22 protein-coding genes and 1 tRNA gene are annotated in these 21,792 nt (G+C 41.7%); 5 read left to right on the top strand and 18 right to left on the bottom strand.

The genetic code is table 11. The features are described from left to right. Nucleotides 1-451: 451 nt before the first annotated feature. From KFV02_RS04135 to KFV02_RS04080, 12 genes are all read right to left on the bottom strand, one after another. Nucleotides 452-1,189 carry a class I SAM-dependent methyltransferase gene (locus KFV02_RS04135; protein WP_252380271.1) on the bottom strand — a complete coding sequence of 246 codons (738 nt, stop codon included), beginning with the start codon at nt 1,187-1,189 and terminating at the stop codon, nt 452-454. A 1-nt stretch (nt 1,190) separates the two neighbouring features. Next, on the bottom strand, nt 1,191-2,858 hold the full coding sequence (ilvD, locus tag KFV02_RS04130; RefSeq protein WP_252380270.1) for a dihydroxy-acid dehydratase: 1,668 nt from the start codon (nt 2,856-2,858) through the stop codon (nt 1,191-1,193). Nucleotides 2,859-3,088: 230 nt separating this feature from the next. After that, nucleotides 3,089-4,009, bottom strand: a complete 921-nt coding sequence (gene lpxC / locus KFV02_RS04125; protein WP_252380269.1) for a UDP-3-O-acyl-N-acetylglucosamine deacetylase — start codon at nt 4,007-4,009, stop codon at nt 3,089-3,091. Nucleotides 4,010-4,226: 217 nt separating this feature from the next. After that, nucleotides 4,227-5,066: a peptide chain release factor N(5)-glutamine methyltransferase gene (prmC, locus tag KFV02_RS04120; RefSeq protein WP_252380268.1), complete on the bottom strand. Its 840-nt coding sequence runs from the start codon at nt 5,064-5,066 to the stop codon at nt 4,227-4,229. Between the two features lie 3 nt (nt 5,067-5,069). Next, a complete protein-coding gene (gene prfA, locus KFV02_RS04115) occupies nt 5,070-6,140 on the bottom strand; it encodes a peptide chain release factor 1 (RefSeq protein WP_252380267.1) in 1,071 nt (356 codons plus the stop codon). Further along, nucleotides 6,125-7,006, bottom strand: coding sequence for a DUF1385 domain-containing protein (locus KFV02_RS04110; RefSeq protein WP_252380266.1), 882 nt, complete (start codon nt 7,004-7,006; stop codon nt 6,125-6,127). The genes prfA and KFV02_RS04110 overlap by 16 nt, the downstream gene beginning before the upstream one ends. A 53-nt stretch (nt 7,007-7,059) precedes the next feature. Then, nucleotides 7,060-7,284, bottom strand: coding sequence for a 50S ribosomal protein L31 (gene rpmE, locus KFV02_RS04105; RefSeq protein ID WP_252380265.1), 225 nt, complete (start codon nt 7,282-7,284; stop codon nt 7,060-7,062). Nucleotides 7,285-7,413: 129 nt separating this feature from the next. Then, nucleotides 7,414-8,067 carry a redox-sensing transcriptional repressor Rex gene (locus KFV02_RS04100; protein WP_252380264.1) on the bottom strand — a complete coding sequence of 218 codons (654 nt, stop codon included), beginning with the start codon at nt 8,065-8,067 and terminating at the stop codon, nt 7,414-7,416. Nucleotides 8,068-8,146: 79 nt separating this feature from the next. Beyond that, nucleotides 8,147-8,470: an ATP synthase F0 subunit C gene (gene atpE / locus KFV02_RS04095; protein ID WP_252380263.1), complete on the bottom strand. Its 324-nt coding sequence runs from the start codon at nt 8,468-8,470 to the stop codon at nt 8,147-8,149. 118 nt (nt 8,471-8,588) lie between these two features. Further along, nucleotides 8,589-9,293, bottom strand: a complete 705-nt coding sequence (atpB, locus tag KFV02_RS04090; protein ID WP_252380262.1) for a F0F1 ATP synthase subunit A — start codon at nt 9,291-9,293, stop codon at nt 8,589-8,591. Nucleotides 9,294-9,296: 3 nt separating this feature from the next. Further along, nucleotides 9,297-9,719, bottom strand: a complete 423-nt coding sequence (locus tag KFV02_RS04085) for an ATP synthase subunit I (RefSeq protein ID WP_252380261.1) — start codon at nt 9,717-9,719, stop codon at nt 9,297-9,299. Beyond that, nucleotides 9,700-9,951 carry an AtpZ/AtpI family protein gene (locus KFV02_RS04080; RefSeq protein ID WP_252380260.1) on the bottom strand — a complete coding sequence of 84 codons (252 nt, stop codon included), beginning with the start codon at nt 9,949-9,951 and terminating at the stop codon, nt 9,700-9,702. Before KFV02_RS04080 ends, KFV02_RS04085 begins: the two co-directional genes overlap by 20 nt. A 281-nt stretch (nt 9,952-10,232) precedes the next feature. On the opposite strand from KFV02_RS04080, the gene KFV02_RS04075 reads away from it, so the two are divergent. Beyond that, entirely contained in the window at nt 10,233-12,632 is a 2,400-nt protein-coding gene (locus KFV02_RS04075) for a Lon protease family protein (RefSeq protein WP_252380259.1), read from the top strand. On the opposite strand, the gene KFV02_RS04070 is transcribed toward KFV02_RS04075, so the two are convergent. Further along, nucleotides 12,629-13,942 (bottom strand): TolC family protein, encoded by a 1,314-nt coding sequence (locus KFV02_RS04070; protein WP_252380258.1) that lies wholly within the window; start codon nt 13,940-13,942, stop codon nt 12,629-12,631. The two genes, KFV02_RS04075 and KFV02_RS04070, sit on opposite strands and share 4 nt — an antisense overlap. A gap of 380 nt (nt 13,943-14,322) precedes the next feature. Between KFV02_RS04070 and KFV02_RS04065 the strand changes: the two genes are divergently transcribed. Further along, a tRNA-Arg gene (locus tag KFV02_RS04065) sits at nt 14,323-14,399 on the top strand. Between the two features lie 83 nt (nt 14,400-14,482). Here KFV02_RS04065 and KFV02_RS04060 read toward each other — a convergent pair. The 3 genes from KFV02_RS04060 to KFV02_RS04050 form a co-directional block, all read right to left on the bottom strand. Beyond that, nucleotides 14,483-15,577 (bottom strand): tyrosine-type recombinase/integrase, encoded by a 1,095-nt coding sequence (locus KFV02_RS04060; RefSeq protein WP_252380257.1) that lies wholly within the window; start codon nt 15,575-15,577, stop codon nt 14,483-14,485. 388 nt (nt 15,578-15,965) lie between these two features. Continuing rightward, entirely contained in the window at nt 15,966-16,226 is a 261-nt protein-coding gene (locus tag KFV02_RS04055; RefSeq protein WP_252380256.1) for a hypothetical protein, read from the bottom strand. Between the two features lie 1,031 nt (nt 16,227-17,257). Next, entirely contained in the window at nt 17,258-17,494 is a 237-nt protein-coding gene (locus KFV02_RS04050) for a hypothetical protein (RefSeq protein ID WP_252380255.1), read from the bottom strand. A 1,222-nt stretch (nt 17,495-18,716) separates the two neighbouring features. Here KFV02_RS04050 and KFV02_RS04045 point away from each other — a divergent pair. Next, nucleotides 18,717-20,432 (top strand): AIPR family protein, encoded by a 1,716-nt coding sequence (locus KFV02_RS04045; RefSeq protein ID WP_252380254.1) that lies wholly within the window; start codon nt 18,717-18,719, stop codon nt 20,430-20,432. Nucleotides 20,433-20,509: 77 nt separating this feature from the next. Here the strand turns inward: KFV02_RS04045 and KFV02_RS04040 are convergent, their stop codons facing one another. Both KFV02_RS04040 and KFV02_RS04035 read right to left on the bottom strand, forming a co-directional pair. Continuing rightward, nucleotides 20,510-20,650, bottom strand: coding sequence for a hypothetical protein (locus tag KFV02_RS04040; RefSeq protein ID WP_252380253.1), 141 nt, complete (start codon nt 20,648-20,650; stop codon nt 20,510-20,512). After that, nucleotides 20,640-20,777, bottom strand: a complete 138-nt coding sequence (locus KFV02_RS04035; RefSeq protein ID WP_252380252.1) for a hypothetical protein — start codon at nt 20,775-20,777, stop codon at nt 20,640-20,642. Before KFV02_RS04035 ends, KFV02_RS04040 begins: the two co-directional genes overlap by 11 nt. A 26-nt stretch (nt 20,778-20,803) precedes the next feature. Here KFV02_RS04035 and KFV02_RS04030 point away from each other — a divergent pair, with 26 nt between their 5' ends. Together KFV02_RS04030 and KFV02_RS04025 are read left to right on the top strand one after the other, a co-directional pair. Further along, the gene (locus KFV02_RS04030) at nt 20,804-21,022 is read left to right on the top strand and encodes a hypothetical protein (RefSeq protein WP_252380251.1); all 219 of its coding nucleotides are present in this window, start codon (nt 20,804-20,806) and stop codon (nt 21,020-21,022) included. Nucleotides 21,023-21,349: 327 nt separating this feature from the next. Further along, entirely contained in the window at nt 21,350-21,778 is a 429-nt protein-coding gene (locus KFV02_RS04025) for a hypothetical protein (RefSeq protein WP_252380250.1), read from the top strand. Nucleotides 21,779-21,792 lie beyond the last annotated feature (14 nt).

The following is a 21,792-nucleotide window of genomic DNA, read 5'->3' as shown; positions in this document are numbered from 1 at the left end:
AAAATTGTTCTTGAAAACAAAATAAACTAACCAATAAATTTTAACCATTAACTATTGACAAAAAACACAGTTGCTGAGTTAATTTGCGAGCGCATTTTCTTCAATGCTAACAAAGACTTGGACACATCTAAGGCTTGCTTGCGGGCTGTGCATAATGGGGTTAGTCAATAGAATATTATTTAATGCCTTTTCTATTATTTTGATGGGTTTCGAAAGTTCGATGGAACAACCTCCCTATGCACAGCACTTCCGCAATCTTCGCCAATATGTGTTACCCAACCCGTTTGTAATGCATTTCAAAAAGTGCACTCTTCAATTGTGTAGTAATTTGAGGATGTTAATCATGTCAGAAAGTTGAGTTATAAAAATTTATCCTCTGAGAAAGGTTTGGTCACAGACTTATAAGAGGTAAAAAGGCTAAAAGGTCAAAAGAAAAATTAGCCAGCCTTATTTAATTAGCAGGTTCGGATCCGAAAATCATCAGCGGGGTCTGAATGGTGGCCGTTTTAATCAGGTCTATACGCATACCAATAAATGAACCGACAAAAGGTGGCCATAAGATTTTATGTAAATATTTAAGTCCGGCGCAGTCACGCCAAAACAAGGGAGAGCCGGGCAAAACCGAACGTGAACAAGTTTTCTGGGGGCCCAGGGTTTTATAAATAATTTTACGCATCTCCAGCCAAGAATACCAGCGGGCCTGTCTGAGTAAGCTTTTCCGCGCTCCAGGATAGTTTAAACCATGAGTCAAATAATAGAGGGAGTGCTTATTTAAAAAGCCAATGACCATTCCTTTGCGGGCTACCCTGGCTGCTTCTTTAATCACTGTTTCAGGGTGCTCACAAAACTCCAGGACAGTGATGATGGCCACAAAGTCAAATTCATTGTCTTCAAAAGGGAGGTCTTCCGCCCGCCCCAGATGTAATTCTACCCTGTGCCCCAGTCTTTTTCTTGCCCTGGCCAGCATTCCCCTGGAACTGTCAATTCCGGAGACATCAAAACCAGCTTCCCAGAAAAATTCCAAAAAAATACCCGTTCCGCAGCCAAGCTCCAATAACTTTTGTCTCCGTCTGGGCCAGGTAGAAACCAGTCGTTGAATAAGCCTCTTTTCTTGCTCCAGGGCAAACTGGCCTGATCTAGTCTCGGCCCAGGAATCATATTTTTCGGCAATCTCATCTGACCAAGGCATGTTAGTCCTTGAACATTGCGCCTGAAGAGGCTGAACTGGCCAGCTTACTATAACGACGCAAAAAGCGTGAACGGATTGGCTTTTCTTTTTTTGTTATTTTTTTCAACCTGGACTCCAGTTCATCCTCACTGATCAGAATATCCAGAATTCTATTAGGGATATCAATGCGAATTTTGTCCCCGTCTTCAACCACGGCAATAGGACCACCTTCAGCAGCTTCCGGCGAGACATGGCCTATGGCAGCCCCCCTTGTTCCGCCGCTAAAACGACCATCGGTGATCAAAGCTACATCTTTATCCAACCCCATGCCGGCAATAGCCGAGGTAGGGGTAAGCATTTCCCTCATTCCCGGCCCGCCTTTTGGGCCTTCATTGCGAATGATCACAATATCCCCTTTGCTAATCTTACCGTCCAGGATAGCAGCCACGGCCTCTTCTTCAGCCTCAAAAACCCTGGCTGAGCCTGTACGCTCCATCATTTCAGTGGCCACTGCTGATTGTTTGACCACTGCACCCTGGGGAGCCAGACTGCCCTTTAAAATGGCAATGCCCCCTTCCGCGCTGTAGGGCTCATCAATCGGGCGGATGACACTATAGTCAAGTACTTTTGGTTTCAGCCGGTTAAGATTTTCGCCTAACGTCTGACCAGTCACGGTTAATACATCCAGGTTCACTAAATCCTTTTTGGAGAGTTCTGAAATGACCGCTAAAATTCCTCCAGCCCGGTTAAGGTCTTCCAGGTGATCCTGCCCAGCAGGTGATAAACGGCACAAATTTGGTGTTGTCTTACTCAACCTATCGAAGATATCGAGGTCCACATTCAAACCTGCTTCGGCAAATATGGCTGGCAAATGAAGGACTGTATTGGTTGAACAGCCCAGGGCCATGTCCACCCTAACAGCATTGGCTATGCTTTCTTTAGTTACAATCTTGCGGGGGGTAATATTTTTGTCCAAAAGTTTTATAATCTGCATGCCTGCCTGCTTGGCCAGGTGAATACGGTTACTAGAAACTGCCGGAATGGTTCCATTTCCTGGCAAAGCCAAGCCAATGGCCTCAGCAAGACAGTTCATAGAGTTGGCCGTAAACATCCCAGAACAGGAACCACAGCCTGGACATGCCTTTAATTCCAATTCTGCCAGGGTATCTTCGTCCATTTGGCCACTCTTGACCTTACCCACGCCTTCAAAAACAGAAATCAGGTCGACTGGTTGACCTTGAAATTCTCCCGCAAGCATAGGCCCTCCACTGATGAGAACAGCGGGGATGTCCAGCCTCAGCATGGCCATAAGCATTCCCGGCACCACCTTGTCACAATTGGGGATCAGGACTAAGGCATCAAATGGATGGGCAGTAGCCATAATCTCTATGGAATCAGCAATTAGTTCCCGGCTGGGCAAACTAAAACGCATGCCTTCATGGTTCATGGCCAGGCCGTCACAAACACCAATGGTTGGAAATTCAATGGGTGTACCACCGGCCATACGGACTCCAGCCTTAACCGCCCTGGCTATCTGGTCCAAATGTAAATGACCGGGGACGATCTCGTTTGCTGAATTAACAATACCGATCAGGGGGCGATTCATTTCCTCTCTGGTCAAGCCCAGGGCATGAAGTAAGCTCCGATGCGGGGCCTTTTCCAATCCTTTGGTCATTTTATGACTTCGCATAATTACCTCTCAACAATAAAAGTTTGAAATTTACAGTTCGAGAACGGAGTGCACTCTATGATATAAAGCCAATTGAGCCTTAAATCATTATCTCAAACAAAAATATACTTTTTTTCTTTTGAAGACAAATTTTTAACTGGCAAAAAAAAAGGCACCCGAAGGTGCCAACTGTGAGCTCTCAAAATTTTTAATTTCAAATCTCAGATTGTCTTTAATCTTTTATCTTCCAACTAAGCAAGGGCTGGTTCAGGCTGAGGTATAAGAATTTGCTCGGACTGTTTGGACTGTTCTTGCGTTTCAAGCTCGATCAACTTGAGAAAGTCATCCTGGTGTTTGTGCACAAAACGAAGAAAAGCATTGTTGAAAGCATGTCCCGAACAATGCACTTCAAAATCTCCCCATAAAGGCAGCCCCATAACAGCCATGTCACCAATGAAATCGAGTACCTTGTGGCGAACCAGCTCATCCTCAAACCGTAAACCCTCAGGGTTGATAACGCCATAGTCGTCCAGGACCACTGCATTGTCCAGAGAACCACCTAGGGCCAACCCCAACTGCTGTAATTTCTCAACATCTTTAAGAAAGCCAAAGGTCCTGGCTTTGGCTAGCACTCTTATAAAATTCTCAGGGCTGTGTTTAAACTCGAACACCTGTCGCCCAATCATGGGGTGATCAAAATCTATGGTGTATTTGACTTTAAAACCTTGGTATGGCTGGACTTTGATCCACTTATCGCCATCTTTAAAGTTGACCGGCCGAGTAAAAGCAAGAACTTTTTTGGGCTTACCCTGCTTTCTAATTCCGGCTGAGCGGAGCAAGAAGACAAAAGTTGTCGCGCTCCCATCCATGATAGGCAACTCTTCTCCGCTAACCTCAACATATAAATTATCCAGGCCAAGCCCATATACGGCCCCTAAAAGATGTTCCACCGTGGCGATAGGCGCACCATTATGCCCTATGGTCGTGGCCAGGCCAGTTGAAATAACTTTGTCCGGTGACAAAGAAATAATCGTTTTCCCTTGCTCACCCTTGTGCACAAAAATAATGCCTGTGTCTTCGGGAGCTGGTCTCAAAGTCAGAGTGACCTTTTTCCCACTATGCAGCCCAATCCCTGAACAAGATATATCTCTTTTGATTGTCTTTTGTCTCATTATCAGCCTCCGCTTTTTCAATAGCAACAATAATGCCAGAGGCAACTTATTGATTTTCTTAAATTTTTGTCAAACACAGGTCGTTAATCTTGTTGTTTTTTCACCTATTGTTGTTTTTAAACAACAATTGCTGGTTCTATTGAGCAACATGTTGGTTTCTTTTCCTTTTGACCTTTTAAGTTCTTTGCCATTTAACCTTCGTTGTTATCGCAAAAACTTAAACCCGGGCTACCAATACCCGGTCATGCCCAGCCAGGTCCTTTACAATCCGGACATCTGACCATGATGAAAAGATCTTACGGACTTCTTTACTCTGTCTATAACCCATTTCAGCAATAAGAAAACCCGTTGACTTCAAGCACTCCCTGGACTGCCTTTCAATGTCTGCATAAAATTCAACACCTGCGGGACCACTCAGCAGTGCTTGTTGCGGTTCGAATTTTGCTACTTCGTGACTTAAATTGGAAAATTCTTGTTCAGAAATATAGGGAGGGTTGGTGACAATAAGATCTAGAGAACACGGCTTGAGGGTAGTTCCAAGATCCGCGCAAATAAATGCTAACCTGTTTTGAACTTTATGTTGGGAGGCATTTAACATTGCGATCTTCAATGCCTGAGTACTAATATCAATAGCCAGTCCAAAGCTTAAAGGATATAGATAGGCTATGGTAACAGCCAGGCATCCGCTCCCGGTGCCCAAATCTGCAAAAATTATTTTCTTCTCTTTGGGAAAAAAATCGCAGACCAGGTCAATAATAGTTTCAGTTTCTGGTCTTGGGATAAGTACGTGGGAATTTACTTTGAAATTAAGGCTATAAAATTCTTTTTGACCCAAGATATAAGCCACAGGCTCACCTTGGGCCCGGCGATCTATTAACTTAAAAAAAAGTCTGTACTCGTCTGGAGTTAAGAGGCGGTCAGGGCGGGTATAAAGGTCAGTGCGACTGCACCCTAAAACATGGGCCAACAGGAGTTGGGCTGACAGCCTAGGGGAATCAACGTCTTTGATACTTAAGTAAGACTGAGCCTGGGCCAGAACTTCGGATATGGAACGCACAGGTTAAATGGTCACACCTTCTTTGATGGCTTCAGCCTGAAAATGTTGAATTAGAGGGTCGATAATATCATCCAGTTTACCCTCTAAAATGGCATCAAGGTTATAAAGAGTCAGGTTGATACGGTGATCCGTAACCCTCCCCTGGGGAAAGTTGTAAGTACGTATCCTTTCTGATCTATCACCAGTCCCTACCTGAGCCTTGCGACTGGCATCCAATTCCCTCTTTTGCTCTTCTTCCATTATTTTCAAAAGTCTAGAGCGGAGGACCTTCATGGCTTTGGCCTTATTTTTATGCTGGGATTTCTCATCCTGACATGAGACTACAATTCCTGTAGGAATATGTGTAATGCGGACAGCTGAATCCGTTGTGTTTACACTCTGCCCTCCTGGCCCAGAAGCTCTGAACACATCTATGCGCAGATCAGAAGGTTCAATTTTTACATCTACTTCCTCAGCCTCAGGCAGTATTGCCACGGTTACAGCTGAGGTATGAATACGACCCTGTGACTCAGTAACCGGAACACGCTGCACCCGATGCACGCCAGATTCATATTTCAGGCGGCTATAAACTTGCTGACCAGATATGGAAGCGATTATCTCCTTGAAACCACCTGTCCCGGTTTCATTGGCATCCATTATTTCTACTTTCCATCCTTTGGTTTCAGCGTATCTACTGTACATGCGGAAAAGGTCCGCCACAAACAAGGCAGCTTCTTCGCCTCCTGTACCAGCCCTAATTTCCAATATAATATTTTTTTCATCCAGAGGGTCTTTGGGAATAAGTAAAATTTTTAAACGTTCTTCCAGCTCTCTCTTCTTTTCTTTAAGACCTTCGAGCTCGGCTACTGCCAGGTCTCTGATTTCAGGATCGTTATCTTTTAATAGCTCTTTATTCTCCTCTATTTCAGACACAACCTTTTTGTATTGACGAAATGTTGTGACTATTTCGGTCAACTCAGAATGAGCTTTTGAAATTTTTTTATACTTTTCATGATCATTAAAAATGTCTGGCGAGCTAAGCTGTTGCTCCAGTTCGATAAATTTTTGTTCGATACTTTCTAATTTTGCGAGCATAAGTCATCCTTACCTAAAGCAGCACGAAGAGCCGCTATGGCTACTTCTAATTGATCCTCGCTAGGCTCTTTTGTTGTCAGAAGTTGCAAAAATAGCCCGGGCAGACAAAATAGTTTACACCACGTCTCATGATTTTTTTTACCGGCAATTTTGATAATTTCATAGGCTATACCGCTAATAGGTATCATGAGTAGAAATTTTAGAAACAAAATTAAAATGTGTTTAAATACAGTGGAGTCCGGAGTATAAAAATTTAAAAATAAAGGCACAATAAAAGTAAAGATTATAATGCTTATTGAAAGGACAAAAAGCAGAAAAGCTGTCCCGCATCTAGGGTGAAGGCGGCTAAAATGTTTTATCTCAGCAGGTATTAATTTTGCTCCCTGTTCATACGCATGAATCACTTTGTGCTCTGCCCCATGATATTGAAACACACGTTTAATATCGGGCAAAAAAGATATCAGAATGATGTACGCTAAAAAAAGAACAAATTTAAAAAGACCATCCCATAGGTGAAAAGAGAGGCTATTAACATCACCACCCAAGTGCAAGGCCTTCATTCCAAGGGAGAGCAGGTGAGGCAGAACAACAAAAATACCCAGAGCCAGAACAACTGACAAGCAGACGGTCAAAAATAGTGCCCAGGGCTTTATCTCTGCGCCTTCTTCCTCATATGCTTTTTGCGCTGAGAAGTTTAAGGCCTTTATTCCATTGACCAACGTCTCTAAAAGAACAAAAAATCCACGTAAAAATGGTTTTTTTTGCCATTTAAAACGACTGAAACCAAGCCACGGTCTACACTCAACACAAATCTTTCCACTTGGCTCACGCACAGCAATAGACAGTCTGTCTTGAGAGCGCATCATCACGCCCTCCATGACTGCCTGCCCGCCTATGGATAATTTGGACATAAAAAATATTATTCAGACTCTTTTTCTTGGGCAAATTTTGCGTACTTCTTTTTGAAGCGATCAATACGCCCGGCAGAGTCTACAAATCTCTGTTGGCCAGTAAAAAACGGATGACAATTGGAGCAGATTTCAACATGTATTTCTTTACCGGCACTGGACTTGGACTCAAACTGGTAACCGCAAGAGCATTTAACTAAAGTGTCATAGACTTTGGGATGAATATCCTTTTTCATATTTACCTCCTTAAATCTCAAAAGACCGACATTTATAGCCCAGAGGCTTAATTTTGACAAGAGAAAAAAAAAGGAAAAAAATTTGGGATAATTCTCTAAAATAAAAAACTTTTTGAAGGCAAAGTGTATTTATTTGAGTTTTCCCTTGCTTTGATTGAGAGAAATTTGGAAGGCAACAGAAAAAAGATGGTGGATAAAGTCTACATATTCAACCGCGACATTTTCAGGAGCACTTATCCTCGCAGGGGCAAAATTTACTATACCTTTGACACCAGCTTCGATAAGATAATTGGCTGCTCTTTGGGCCCGTTCCTGAGGAGTGGTAATGATGCCGATTTCTATATTTAATTCTTTAACCTTTTCTGGAAGTTTGCTGGAACAGATTACTTCCAAGCCAGCCACTTCTTCGCCAATTTTAAAAGGGTCGCAATCAAAGGCTCCAACAATGACAAACCCTCTTTTACGTAAAACATTATGGCGTAAAAGGGCTCTCCCGAGATTTCCTACCCCTACCAGGGCTACATTCCAAATCCGGTCCAGACCTAAACTCTGTTTGATGGCTTCTTTGAGTTCATGAACATAGTAGCCAACACCCCGGACTCCAAATTCTCCAAAATAGGCCAAATCTTTACGGATTTGTGATGGATTTACCCCGCATGATCTAGCCAGTTTCTCAGATGAGACGACCTTTTCACCCTGCTGCTCCAGCACTTCAAGTTCTTGGACATAAAGAGCAAGCCTTGTAATGGTCGCCCGAGGTATTTTTTCTTTTTTTATCTGCATAGTGAATGAAATTTAAACCTTTTTTTACAGAAAAAAACGGGGGGAGACCCCTGCCTCCCCCCGTTTTTACTTACCTTGATTAGCCAAGGAATGGGTTAGCAAAGAGAAGAATCAGGTTAACAACCAAGGCATAAATAGCCAGAGACTCAATCATGGCCAGACCTATAAGCATGGTAACAGTAATTTTACCACTGGCTTCAGGATTGCGGGCTGTACCTTCACAAGCTGCCTTCAGACCCAGACCCTGGCCAATACCACAACCAGCAGCAGCCAAAGCCATGCCCAAAGCTGTAGCAATAGAGGTCATAGAGATTACCTCAGGAGCAGCTTCGCCTGCGAATGCTACACTGGCCAATGCGATGAAAGCAATAGTGTTTAGGATAGTTAAAAGAGCCTTACGCATGATACAAAATCCTCCTATTATATAGTTTTTCGGTCAAAAGACCATTTCCCCCAATTTTGGATATCTGTCTACAGTGTCTGCGATCTCACACTGTTCCGAGCACTATTTACTCACACTATTAATGTGCTTCTTCAAAAGCTCCCTTGAGATAGAGCATAGATAGCATGAAGAATACGAAAGCCTGAATAAAATCAGCTAACATGAACAAGAAATACATTGGCAAGGTTGAGACAATTGGAGCCAGGATAAAAAGCAGGGCCAGAACTATATCTTCACCCATGATGTTTCCAAAAAGCCGCAATGTAAGAGACAGTGGACGGGCTAAATGGCTTACAATTTCAATGGGGAACATGATTGGGGCCAACCACCAGTATGGACCCATAAAGTGCTTGATATATTTTATTCCGTGTAGCTTGAAACCCCAATAATTATAGTACAAGAAGACAAACACAGCCATTGCGGCATTAGTATTGATGTTGGCTGTAGGTGCATCACCACCAGGAATCAATCCGCCGACATTACAGCAAAAGATATATATAAAGAGTGTACACAAGACAGGGAAAACCTTTCGTCCCTCTTCCCCCATGTTAGTGACAACAAAATCTTCTAACGATCCTATAAGAAACTCAAAAAAGTTTTGCACTCCTTTAGGGACCAGAGAAATCTTCTTGGTTGCCATCCAGCCAAAAAAGATAAGAACGGCCATTATTGCCCATGAATAAAGTACATTGTTCGGGATAAGACTATTACCGTGGGCATCGACCAACCCCAGGAATTTTACCGCCTCTTCCAACAAAAATACCGGATGTAATCCACCTGCCATTGATTATGCCTCCTTAAATTTTTGACCAACTAAAGTTGCGCCAAAGATTAAAATATTGACTATTACTACACTTAGCCCAGAAAGCAGGGCTACAATATTCGCTTTAAAAAAGACAATGACTGCATACAATAGAACACCAGTAAACAAAAGGCGGAAATAAAAACTGACCAACAGAGCGACAACGGCCCCACGCCTAACAAAGATCAATTGCTGAATAATCTTTGCCAGGGCGTAGAAGTTGAGCCCTCCCAGCAGGGCACCAACGATAAACTCAAAAGCCCAGCTGGTCAGGCCAAATATAAGGGCAATTACAATACCCGTCCATGTCAGATAAATTTGATTGCGCAAGAGTGTACGTATTTCAGGAATTTCCACCCCTCGTTTGTAAAAGAAGCCCTCAATTTTTCTATTTGCCCGGGCGAGCATCTTTCTTCTCCGCATCCTGGATTTTTTTTACTTCTTGATACATATTTTTAAATCCAGCAGCTATGCCAAAGACCAAGAAAGCGATTAGAAACCATGGCTTGGTGCCCAACCATTTATCCAGATAGAAACCTATGAGCAACCCCACAAAAGTGCAGGTTACCAAGTGAATTCCGATCAGACTTGCCTTGCTTAAAGTCTGCCACAAGGCCTTGTCTTTCAATTTAAAGAACATTTAGAAAAGCTCCTTCGAGCTAAAGTTAGTTCGTTCATTCATTCACAATGTTTTCAGCGCTTAACACAGAAATTTTATCCAAGTCAATGAGTGTTTTGGGTTTTCCCGGATTTTTTTAAAGTTTATACTTGGCCTCTTCATCAATTGATTAGCTTAAAAAATGCGGACTTGCGTCTAAAAAAAGATATGCTTAAAGAACTAAGTCTTCGAGTGCAAGAGCCAAGTCTACGAGAAAAAATCTTGGACTCACGAACTAAGGTTCCTAAAATTTGAGGAGAAAAATGGTCAATAAGAACGCATTAGGGCCCACATCCTTACGGGTGAAGTTAAACCCTAAGAAAATTAGCTTTGCAGAGAGCACAAAACCATCTTACGCATCAAGCGTTGTCTATCAGCAAAGGGCATTGGAAGCCTTAGAGCTTGCACTATATATTCAAAAAAAAGGTTACAATGTTTATCTCTCAGGTGAACCAGGACTGGGGCGGACTTACTTTGTATCCAGCTTTTTAAAACCCAGAGCTTTGCAAGGAGAAACCCCTGTTGACTGGATTTACGTGTATAACTTTGATGATCCGGACAGGCCCCTGGCCATAAGTCTTCCGCCCGGCCAGGGCAAGGAACTCAAACGTGATCTAGCAAAGGCGATCAAAAAAATTCGCCAGGCCATACCAGTTGCCTTTGAACAGGACAACTATGTACAGCGTCATGATCGCCTGATCAAGGAGTTTAATGCCGCCCGGGATAACTTGCTAGACCGCATGGAAGAGCATGCCAACTTGAGTGGCTTCAGTTTAAATATGGAAGATGGTGCCCTGACCCTTTATCCGCTTATGGAAGGTAAAGTTTTAACCCCAGATGAATTCGAACGCCTCGACCCGGACGTTAAGAAAAAACTAAAAACCCAAAGTAATAAAATTATGGAGGCACTCCTTGCGCTCTCTAGGCAGATCACCAAAGAAGAACAGGACCTGCGCGAAAGTGAGAAAAAGCTGGACCAGGAAATTGCAGGAGAAAAGATTGATCTTGTTTTAAAAAAAATCAAAAAAAAATACGCTGGTATTCCAAGGCTTAAAAAATATTTTGACTCTCTAAAAAAAGACATCCTGGACAATCTGGACCAGTTCCGACCCAAGACGCAGTCTCAAGAACACGCCCAGGAAATTTTAGGCGGCGGAGAAGATTTTTTTCATCGCTATGAGGTCAATTTATTTGTAGATAATTCAAGTCAGAAAGGTGCCCCCATTATTATTGAAGACAACCCCTCTTATTTTAATCTACTAGGTTGTATAGAAAGAGAAACAGAACTAGGCACATATTATACTGACTTCACCCTGCTCAAGGCCGGGAGTATCCACCGGGCCAATGGCGGTTATTTAATCGTTCGGGCAGAAGATATTCTGTCACATCCATCGACATGGGAAGGACTGCTTCGCTGTTTACGGGCAGGAAAGTCCAGTGTGGATGAACCGGCTGAACACTACGATCTAATCCGAACCAAGACCATCGAACCGGAGGCTATCCCCTTAAAAGTAAAAGTGATCATCATTGGCTCGGACGAACTGTATGATCTTCTATTAGAAAATGATGAACGCTTTCGAAAATTATTTAAAATCAAAGCCCACCTGCAAGACAATGTAGTCAGGAATGATGAAAATATCCAGAAATATGTACAAATACTGACACGCATGGCCCGTGAAAATCAGCTAAAGCCTTTTACGCGAGATGGGCTTGCTGTCTTGGTAGATTATTCCTCGCGTCTGGCCCAGGATCAGCAAAGGTTGTCGCTACATTTTTCCGAAATGCGGGAGGTAATGATTGAAGCAGATGCCTACGCAGCTCTTAAAAACAAGAAAAAGGTAAATGCCAAGATGGTACGCAAGGCCTTAAAAGCCAGGGAGCACAGGTTAAATCTTTATGAAGAAGAGTTTCTTTCTGATTATGACCGCGAGTTGATCAAAGTACAGACAAAAGGGTCTGCTGTCGGGCGGGCCAATGGACTGTCTGTGACTTCTATTGGCGACTTTGTCCTTGCCCTGCCTCACCAGATTTCCTGTACAGTTGGAGTCGGGCATGGAGGTATTATAGATTTGGAGCGGGAAGCGGAGTTGGGAGGTCCCATACACACCAAAGGGATGATGATCTTAAAAAGCTACTTGCAAAACCTGTTTGCTCAGGACAAACCTCTGGTCCTGGCTGGCAGTTTGTGTATCGAACAAAGCTATGCCCAGATAGATGGCGATTCCGCCTCAGGGGCTGAACTGGCAGCTCTCTTATCAGCTCTGGCAGACATACCCATCAACCTTTCTCTGGCCTTTACCGGGGCTATGAGCCAATCCGGGGCAATCATGGCCGTAGGAGAAGTGACCAGGAAGGTGGAAGGGTTCTTTGAAGTATGTAAACGCCGCGGGCTCACCGGAGAGCAGGGAGTTATCATTCCCAAAGATAACATTACTCATTTGATGCTCAAAGAGGAAGTAATCCTTGCGGTAAAGGAAAAGAAATTCCATATTTATGCAGTAGAAAATATAGAGCAGGCTATGGAGATTCTGACCGGGGTCAAGGCTGGCCGGCGTTTGAAAAAAGGTGGATTTACCAAAGGCTCCATATACTGGGCCGTAGATAAAAGATTACGCGAGCTGGCTTACCTGGCAGAAAAAAAGGTAAGGCGAAGGGCTGGTTAATTGTAACCAACTTCTTCTCCCATAGCCAGGTAAATACTGGCTATAGCCTTAAGGTAATCGGCAAGGGCCAGGGTCAGGTTTGCCTCGCTCCTAGCCAGGTCGGCCTGGGCATCCAGGACCTCCGTACCTGTCCCTACCTGTGCCTCATACCTGACCCTGGCCATACGATAACTCTCTCTGGCCTCTTCCAAGCCCTTCCTAGCCACAATGATCCTTTTGGCAGACTCTTTTATCTTTAAATAGGCAGCCTTGACCTCAAAAGAGGCCTGGTTTCGTAAATTTCTGGATTCGGCCTCTAGTTTGAAAATTGTATGTTTCGCCTGCTTATAGGCATGATATGTTCTCCCCCATTCAAAAAACTTCCATTGTAAGTTGACGCCGGCCTTCCATTCGCTTGTACGCTGATATTTACTGCCAGAAACCGTAAAGTCATCCCCATAACGATAATAATCTAAGTCCGCTCCAATCTGAGGGTAAAAGCCACTGGCTACAATCTTACTCTCTTTGGTTGCGACCAGAATACTTTTCTCGGCAAGCTTCAAGTCAGGTCTATTTTTTCTGGCTTTTTCCAAGCACTCCTCAAGAGTAAGAGTAAAGGGCAAAAACTCAAGATTTCCACTATAACGGACATCTTCGTTTACATTTATATTGAGCAAAGAATTGAGTCTTGCCCTCTGGGTAAGAACAGCATTCTGGGCAGCCAATAAACTTTGCTCTGCCTCAGCTACTTCTACCTGAGCCTGGAGCACATCCAATTTGGTTTTTAGCCCTACATCATAAAAGGCCTGGCTGACCTTCAGATGAGCTCGCAACCTCTCTAAACCGGCATGTGCGCTTTTAACATTTTCTTTGGCCTTTAACAGGTCAAAAAAAGTGTTTCGGATATCAAAGCTGAGCTGCAGCCTTGCCTGTTTGAGGTTCAATTGGGCCTGGTCCCTGGCTAAAAGTGACTTCTCATAGTTACTTAACAAATTAAATCCGGTAAACAGCGGCTGGTGAACATTTAAGTTTAATACCGCGTTCTGTCTGGGTTCATGATCCAATTGTGTGTAAGTATAACTTCCACTTAAGCTTGGTCCAAACGCGCCTTTGGCGGACTTGATACCTTGCTCAGCTCCAAGTAAAGTTTCCCTAATGGCCTGAAGGCTTGGATTATACTCGAGTCCCCTCTGGATTGCTGCATCCAGATCAAAAACCTTACCTGCCCACGCGTCTGAAAAATAACAAGAAAAGAAATAAAAAAAATTAGAAACCAGGAAAGTAAGTAAAATCAGGACTGCTTTCAAAAACTTGTTGTTGAAAATTTTCATTTAGAACTCCTTTCGGTTCCGGGCCAGGAAAACTCATGGCTCTTCAAAAGTATGAAAGTTTTGGCTATAGTTCAAGTTTCCGTTTCGTCATTTCTCTATAATTTTTTCTTACTTCAGCTACCGGAGTTGATTTACGAGCGCATTGGCGACCTGGCTTGTTCAAATCTTGCGGTTCTGTCTGCTAAGAGAAAAATTATTGCATTGGGTTTAAAATCGGCTTATAGTTATTTGTGAACAGGGTTTGAGCAGTTAAAAATTTAAACCAAGGGGGGCAATATGTTTTCGGGTGTTATTTTAGCTTTAGGCCTGGCAGTTGTAGGTATTATAATTACTATTTTCCATATAGAACACGGTCCTGAAAGTGAAGAAGGCTAATACTTCCGCCCTTAGCTCAGCTGGATAGAGCGCCGGACTTCGAATCCGTAGGCCGCAGGTTCGAATCCTGCAGGGCGGGCCAATAATTTCAATAGGTTATGAATATGCCGAACAGTTGCCAAAGACCTGGTTGGCAGTTCTGGTTGGCACTTTTTTTTAAAGCCTCTATTCATTAGAGGCTTTTTCTTTTTTAAACTCCAGAATCTTTGCCGGTTTTTTCCGGCTGAAAATTGCATCCAGATCTACCTGGACACCTCTGAGTTCATGCAAATACCTGGCCGTTGTATGTGGATTTCTATGTCTTAAAATTCGCTGGATCGTGGTTAAAGGCACATTATGGGCATCCAGCCAGGAAGCGGTCAGATGTCTGATTGCATGAAAACGGAAAGTTTTCACTCCCGCCTTTTTACAGGCCCTGGGAAGCCATGCACTACGATCCTTGTATGGCTTACCCTCTTTGGTAACAAACACATGCTCATACTGACCGCTTTCTGCTCTCAAGTTCAACAGGGCCTGTCTAAGCTCGCTTGTAAGAGGAACAGTATCCCTTTCTTCCATGCCACCTCTTCTCTTTCTGGTTGTCAACCATACCTGATTATTGGCAAAATCAACATCTTTCCATTTCAGGTTAAACACCTCATTCTTTCTCGCCCCAGTATGCAAAAGGAATAACAGCATGGTTTTATCTCTGGGCCTCATCACGTCCAGCACTTTTTCAACATCTTCTATGGGTGGAACATATTTTGTCCATTTTTTATAAGGGAACTTAGGCAAATTGAAAGGATTTGGAACCTGCGGCCAGCCAGACAAATATTTCTGTCCCCAGTTCCAGGCAGCCTTTAAGTGAACCAGATCCTTGTTTGCCTGATACCCTGTTGTCTCCTGTCTCCGTTTTTTCAGTTTGTTCATTGCCAGTTCTGAAGTTATCTCCTTGACCAGCATGTCTGGAGAGCTTCCCTTGAAAAAACGTTCAAGAGCATCTTTTTTTTCCTGCCAGACTCTTGGAGTTACTCTGTCCTGGCAGAATTCCAGATATGCAGTCGCCCATTTTGCACAAGTCGGTTCTTGCTCAACTGAAAATTCCGAATTTGTCATCCGGGTGTTTTGCTTTTGCAGGTTCTCTTTGATCTCCAGTTCCCATTTCAGAGCCTCGGTCTTGCTGGAACAGATTTTGGTTTTCCTTACCATACGCCCTTGAACCATTACCCTTACCTCGGCCAACCATTGCACCTTGCCCTTGCGTATTCTTTTGTAGGCCATTTATAACCTCCACTATTCGTTTTTCAAAGAACCGAACATGGCGACCAAGTTTTATCCCGCCTAAATCTGCCCAATGGGTATATACCCATTTTTCTGGAAGTCCAAGTGCTGTCGCCACGTCCTGAACGGTCATGGGTTTCCCTAATTCTTCCAGCATTTTCAACCTCTTATTTATTATCTTGGTTTTTTATAATTTTATAAAACAAACAAAATTAGGATAAAAATTGGGATACATATATTTAGAATAGAAAACTAAATTTGAAAAAAGTTAAAAAAAAATAAAAAAAGCCCTACTTTTTTCAGCAGGGCTAATTTTTCAGGAAATATTGGAGAAATCAGGACTTTTTTTGATTTGAAACAGGCGCTGGCTGGAATGGTGGGTTCTCTTTTATAAAATATAAAAAAATCCCGTCAAAAGACGGGCAACAGTGGAAAACTCAACATGAAGACCAGCAATCAAGCGCAGGGCTGCTAAAGATTGCCAACTGCCCCATTTACGATTTCGCTTTTTCGATCTAAAATCTCCAATACCCTTTCGCCTATTGTTCCCTTCCCGATAAACCGGTAAATAGCTATAACGGCTGCAATCCAATATTTTGCAAATAAACGATTTAGAGATTTTTTTGGAAAGTAATTCCTTATATAACATTCTCTTTGCCATCCAGATTAGAAGTTCCCAGATTCCCTCGTGGGCGTCCCAACCGTTTACCCTAGGCATTTGGTCTGGCCAAAGCCATTTTTGATCTCTCGGACATAAGGTTTCTCTCAATTTCAGAAAGTAAAGAAAAAATTATTATCATTGCCTTGGAAGTTATATTCTGTTTGCAGAATTTAAGCTCTAGGGTTTACTTGATAACCATCTGATTAATCTCCTTGGAAGGTTGACTATGACGGAGAGATATTCACATTTGGGAGAAAATACATTAAAGCAGGCGGCAGTCGCCTGGATGAAACGCTATACAGGTGCTAAAAAATGTCTAATTTTATGATAGGTATTACGATTCTAGCAGTTTTTTCTTTTATCGTTTGTTTAACAGGAACAATTTATGGCATAATAATTTTGAAAAGAAAAAAACGAACAAATCAATCAGCGACCCACGGGGAGAAAAGAAATGAATAGTGGTCTGATAGAAGCAGTGTGTATCGGTATTTTCTTTATATTGGTGCAAACTGGTGTTTTAATTTTTTACAAATCAAAACGGAAGAAATAATAAAACAACAAAACCAAGACATGTAACTCCAAGGCAAACACAAAGCACTCTAAAAATTACCTTATTTTGCTCAGTTTGTTTTTGGCGTTTGGCAATAAATAGAACGGATATAATTCCTATGATTGTAAGTGCTGTAAAGATGAGTAGAAGTGTTTTCATTGTGCCCCTCGCTATTATCTTTTTTGAATTTCTTTCATCAATCAATAATCTTTAGTGTACTTTTTTATTCTTTGACTTTTTGCTTTCATACCACAAGTAAATTATTGTGGCAGTAGCAAAAACAAATATCACTCCCTCTGTCATATAAAACCTCAGTGTAATTCCCCACTGCATTTAAAAACACGATAAATATAGGTAGCCAGACATTAAAAATCCAGAAACAGAAATATCGTACTCTGAATAATTTGACCCTATCAGAAAGACTGTAGCAGAGCAGTGATTGTGCATGTTTCCTCATATTGAAATATCTTTAGAAATCATCATCAAAAGAACTGTAAGAATTAAGGGAATCAAACTGATCATCGAAGGATGAGGAAGCCAAGAACATATCGTCATCTGAATTGGTTCCAAAAACATTACCAGCAATATCAAAGCAGGAATCCATCATTGGGAGCCCGGTTGCCGGATTGATGTCACAATCTGAATCCGAATCAGTGTCAGATGAACCTGAACCAAACCACTCGGTGAAAAAATCAAAAATCGACATAATTACTCTCCTTTTTTTGATAAATATAAGCCTTTGCTAGCAGATGTGCAAGTTATACCATCCCCTTAGCCTTTAAAATCCCCGTAATATCCTGACCAGAGGACCTAAAAATTCACTTGTTGTCAAAAGGCTGGAATGCCATGGTAAGTTCTGAACTGCAGTAAGCGGTACCTCAGATGCCAGCAGCTCGATTGTCCGTGTATAGCAAAAGTATGAGGATAAGGGAATCTGCTATATTTAAACAATCCTCGTTGCTTTCGCTAAAATAGACAGTCTCCTGTTAGAAAATAAAAACAATTGGTTATCAAGAAAATTATGGATTCAGGTTTAAGCATTGTTAATCAGGGATTTTGTGTTTGTTTTTGATTTTTTATAGACTATTATTCTTGTCAATGCGACATAAGAAGTTGACAGTAAATTTTGATTACGTTAAAAAATTTGCATTATTTTTAAAATATAGTATTGAAAGATAGGATAACTCTATAAAATTTTTTAACTTTTTTATTGTCAAACACTTCTGGTAACTGCTTGGGAACTATTTTAATCAAGTCATATGTAGTTGAACTTGTTAAAATAATTGAATTTTGACTTATTTTTTCTGCTCAAATCCAATCTCTTGATTGGAGAAAATGAGGTTGTAGGGTTAGAGTTTGTTTTTCTTGGAAAAAATCCTTCAAATTTTACAATTTCATGAGCGATATAATTTGAGTATAAATTTTAATATTTTTATCTGGCTGGTAGGATAATGTTGAAATATGAAAATTATATGGCGAAATTGATGGTTGATCAAAGACTTGTGAAGAGCCGTTATTTTTCAGTTGTTGGAGTAGCCGTGACAATAGCTTGATATTTTGGGTAGTTATGAGAAGTATGTGGAATGGTGAAAAATATTTTTGGGTTGGGACTGGAGGTTGAAAGGGGTTTTGTTTGGTATGGTTTGGGATAATGATAATAATATATAAAATAAGTTGCCGCCGCGCTGCACGCGGCGGCAATGGGGGAGCTAAGCTACTGCTTTCAGCGTTTTGTTGCCGCTGTTCTTTAAACGAGAAAAATATGGGTGTAGATAAAAGGACTTGCCTTGCGTGCTGATTCGCGCGGCGGCAACAAAACGCTGAAGCAGACGGCACTTCACCTGCATGTCCTGCTTCGCAGTCCCTGCAGGCTCGTGCCGCAGCTTAGCTCCCCCATTAGGAGTATTAAATGAATCATGGGGAGACCTATGGATAGAATAATTAAAAGTCATTTAAAAAAATTTGCTGAAGAATATTCAATTATAGACAAAGAAGTTAGCAAGCAATTTGAGCAGTTTGCAAACTATTCTATTATTTCAAGGTATTATCCAGCAAGATTTAAGCCAGAGCATCTTACCACTGGCGATCCTGAATGTGGAATTGATGGGATAGCATTTATAATAGATGGAGAACTTGTCACTACTCAAGATGAAGCCCAACAGATATTTAAGAGACCAAAGCGTGAAATAGAAGTAACTATTATTTTTATACAAGCTAAAACAACTGATTCTTTTAAAAGGGACGGTATAGTAAAATTTTCGGATGCTGTACTGGATTTTACTAAGGAAAGTCCTAACTTACCAATGGATTCTACATTACAAGAAGCTCATAACGTCTTTTCTTTTATTATAGACAATGTTGGTAAAGTTTCCCGTGGAAAACCAATATGTCATGCTTTTTATGTTACGACAGGAACTTATAAGGAGGAGCCAGAAATAGCAGCTTCATTACAGAATATGAATGAAATTTTAAAGCAAACAGGATTGTTTTCTGATGTAAATGTAGCCCCCATTGATCGTGATCAACTCATTAATCTTTGGACTGCAACCTGGTCAAATATAGAAGCAAGATTAGAGGTCAAAGGTTATTTACCACTCCCAGAAATTGAAGGAATAGAAGAATCTTATATTTGCATTGTGCCCGCTAAACATCTGATTGAACGGGTGTTGTCTGATCAGGAAGGTAAACTTAGAACGTACATTTTTGAGGAAAACGTAAGGTCGTTCTTGGGAGAAGATAATCCGGTAAATAAGAAAATTATAGAAACAATAATAAATCCTAATCAAAGAGATAAATTTGCAGTACTTAATAATGGTATAACTATTATTGCTCCAAATGTCAAAGTGCAAAGTGACAATATTTATATAGAAAACTTTCAAATAGTAAATGGATGTCAAACTAGCTATATTCTCTATTTATATCGTGATCATGTTGATGACTCCGTGATGTTAACTGCAAAAATAATTGAGGTAGAGAATCAAGATTTAGTAAGTGAAGTCATCAGAGCTACAAATAGTCAGACAAAAGTTGAAGAAGTACAATTTCTATCTTTGAGGCCAATTGTAAGAAAAATTGAACAGTTTTTTAACGCAATGGGAGAAGAAGGAAATGAAGAAATAAAATTATACTTTGAGAGAAGATCTAAGCAATTTGTCGGGCTGGGAATCCCAGAAATTAGAATATTCGATTTAAAAGAACTTGCCAGATCTGTAGCTTCTATGTTCTTTGAGCGTGCTGATTTAGCAGCTAGATATCCCACTCAAATGTTCCAAGAGCTGTCTGAGGAATTATTTGATGAGCAGAATCATCCAATAGCTTATTATACTGCATCACTTGCATTATATAGGATTCATTTACTTATCGCTAACGGACGACTTCCTACGAATTATAGAAAATATAAATGGCATTTACTACTATGCCTTAAGCATATTATTACTCAACAGTCAAATCCACGCCTGACAGAAGAAAAGAAAATAGAAAAATATTGTGAAACTATCATCAATGCTTGCAAAGAATTAACAGATAAAACCCTCAACTATTTTAAAAACGCGGCTAATGTTATTGAGGCTGTTGGTGAAGTTGACCGAGACAAACTTAAGACTTCTACTTATATTGACCAACTAAAGAAGCATATTTACTCCTAATCGGGTAGTCGAGGGTTTTTCTACCCCAGCCCCCACAATACCCTGCGTGCGGGTCCGCACAGGGCGTTTCATCAGGATTACCGGGCCGTGGCCGGGTAGTGAATCTTCACCCACTGTTCTTTGACAGAAATCAATCCTTGCTGGTGCAGCCATTCATTGGTCATGCCGCTTTGTGCCACCAGAGTGTGGGCTAAATCCCATGATCCCTTACGACTCATGGCCAGTCTTTTGGATGTACCAAACCTGGGCTATGGCCCGCTGAATTATCGGGTTCAACGTATGTTCAGTGTTCATAGAAACCTTTTTCTCTGCCTCTCTTGATGTTCGGCCCTTCATCATGTCCATGACATTACTCCTAGCATTTGGTTACTATGGCTTCTGCTGGCTCCTATTTTCTCACCATACAGATTACTCCCTATGGCGCTGTAAGTTTTGTCTCCTGTCTGCTTATCTTTGTTTTGTATTTCACAGACAAGGCAGAGGCTTCCATTGTCTGTGCCGGGACATTATACCGGTGGCCCCAGCCGGTGTTTTCACTGGAAACAAAATTTTACCGCAAGGAAAACAGGTCTCCCCGGATAAGAGCGTGAACTTCCGATGCACGACCGCGCCATTTACCGTGTCCCCTGTTCCCAGGGCTTTGACATGTTGTGCTGTCTTACCCGGAGACTCGGCCTTATATGACGTTTCTGTTCGTCGGCCTACATCTTTGCACTCCGGCTTCCTTCAGAGCTTACTTCGCAGTAAGCCCCTTGCCTTCGGCTAGTAATTTGGGCTAAATTATTTTAGCATAGGAACCCTTACAGGGGACTTGAACCCCATAAGCTCACGCCCATGCCGGGCGTACACAAAATCAGTTCTACGGACGGCTAACCGCCGCCGCAGACTTCTATGTTCGGCCAACAAATACGAAACATATGGATATAGAAAAGAAAAAGCAGAAATGGGAAATTGGGCACATTTTCAGATTAATTGTCTTGATTGCGGGTTTAGCATTCTTCTGTACTGGAATCTGGATGATAAATTCAGGAATCAAGGCTGAAGGTTCTGTTGATATTAAATCCGCAATCGTTTCTGGCACAGTGAAAAGTGGAAATGCTGGCCTCTTTATAGTTGTGTTGGCTTTTTTGTTAATGGTTTTCAGCTTACCAGGATTAAGACGCAGTAAACCTGATGAAACAAAACCCAAAACGTTTTGGCTAAAAGAAAAAAATCAAAAATTATTTGCCGGATTTGCGCTGGTGCTACTTATCCTTTTTGCTTTCATTTTTACAAAGGAATATATATTGCTGGGTTTGCTTATCGGGATTGTAGTTGGCTTAATGTCTTATATTATAAATTCTTAGATGCAAACTGGCCA

The organism is Desulfovulcanus ferrireducens (assembly GCF_018704065.1).
Taxonomy (GTDB): Bacteria; Desulfobacterota; Desulfovibrionia; order Desulfovibrionales; family Desulfonatronovibrionaceae; genus Desulfovulcanus; species Desulfovulcanus ferrireducens.
The sequence above is the reverse complement of the archived record's forward strand: the minus strand, read 5'-3'. Positions and strand labels throughout refer to the sequence as shown.

Coding starts and splice junctions, on each gene's coding strand:
- KFV02_RS04025 (WP_252380250.1), top strand. CDS start 21,350: ATGGATATAGAAAAGAAAAAGCAGAAATGGGAAATTGGGCACATTTTC.
- atpE (WP_252380263.1), bottom strand. CDS start 8,470: ATGCGTAAGGCTCTTTTAACTATCCTAAACACTATTGCTTTCATCGCA.
- ilvD (WP_252380270.1), bottom strand. CDS start 2,858: ATGCGAAGTCATAAAATGACCAAAGGATTGGAAAAGGCCCCGCATCGG.
- KFV02_RS04085 (WP_252380261.1), bottom strand. CDS start 9,719: ATGCTCGCCCGGGCAAATAGAAAAATTGAGGGCTTCTTTTACAAACGA.
- KFV02_RS04075 (WP_252380259.1), top strand. CDS start 10,233: ATGGTCAATAAGAACGCATTAGGGCCCACATCCTTACGGGTGAAGTTA.
- KFV02_RS04040 (WP_252380253.1), bottom strand. CDS start 20,650: ATGAGTCGTAAGGGATCATGGGATTTAGCCCACACTCTGGTGGCACAA.
- KFV02_RS04070 (WP_252380258.1), bottom strand. CDS start 13,942: ATGAAAATTTTCAACAACAAGTTTTTGAAAGCAGTCCTGATTTTACTT.
- KFV02_RS04035 (WP_252380252.1), bottom strand. CDS start 20,777: ATGGACATGATGAAGGGCCGAACATCAAGAGAGGCAGAGAAAAAGGTT.
- KFV02_RS04110 (WP_252380266.1), bottom strand. CDS start 7,006: ATGATGCGCTCTCAAGACAGACTGTCTATTGCTGTGCGTGAGCCAAGT.
- prfA (WP_252380267.1), bottom strand. CDS start 6,140: ATGCTCGCAAAATTAGAAAGTATCGAACAAAAATTTATCGAACTGGAG.
- KFV02_RS04135 (WP_252380271.1), bottom strand. CDS start 1,189: ATGCCTTGGTCAGATGAGATTGCCGAAAAATATGATTCCTGGGCCGAG.
- atpB (WP_252380262.1), bottom strand. CDS start 9,293: ATGGCAGGTGGATTACATCCGGTATTTTTGTTGGAAGAGGCGGTAAAA.
- lpxC (WP_252380269.1), bottom strand. CDS start 4,009: ATGAGACAAAAGACAATCAAAAGAGATATATCTTGTTCAGGGATTGGG.
- KFV02_RS04060 (WP_252380257.1), bottom strand. CDS start 15,577: ATGGCCTACAAAAGAATACGCAAGGGCAAGGTGCAATGGTTGGCCGAG.
- KFV02_RS04030 (WP_252380251.1), top strand. CDS start 20,804: ATGGCTTCTGCTGGCTCCTATTTTCTCACCATACAGATTACTCCCTAT.
- KFV02_RS04050 (WP_252380255.1), bottom strand. CDS start 17,494: ATGTCGATTTTTGATTTTTTCACCGAGTGGTTTGGTTCAGGTTCATCT.
- KFV02_RS04055 (WP_252380256.1), bottom strand. CDS start 16,226: ATGTTATATAAGGAATTACTTTCCAAAAAAATCTCTAAATCGTTTATT.
- KFV02_RS04045 (WP_252380254.1), top strand. CDS start 18,717: ATGGATAGAATAATTAAAAGTCATTTAAAAAAATTTGCTGAAGAATAT.
- KFV02_RS04080 (WP_252380260.1), bottom strand. CDS start 9,951: ATGTTCTTTAAATTGAAAGACAAGGCCTTGTGGCAGACTTTAAGCAAG.
- rpmE (WP_252380265.1), bottom strand. CDS start 7,284: ATGAAAAAGGATATTCATCCCAAAGTCTATGACACTTTAGTTAAATGC.
- KFV02_RS04100 (WP_252380264.1), bottom strand. CDS start 8,067: ATGCAGATAAAAAAAGAAAAAATACCTCGGGCGACCATTACAAGGCTT.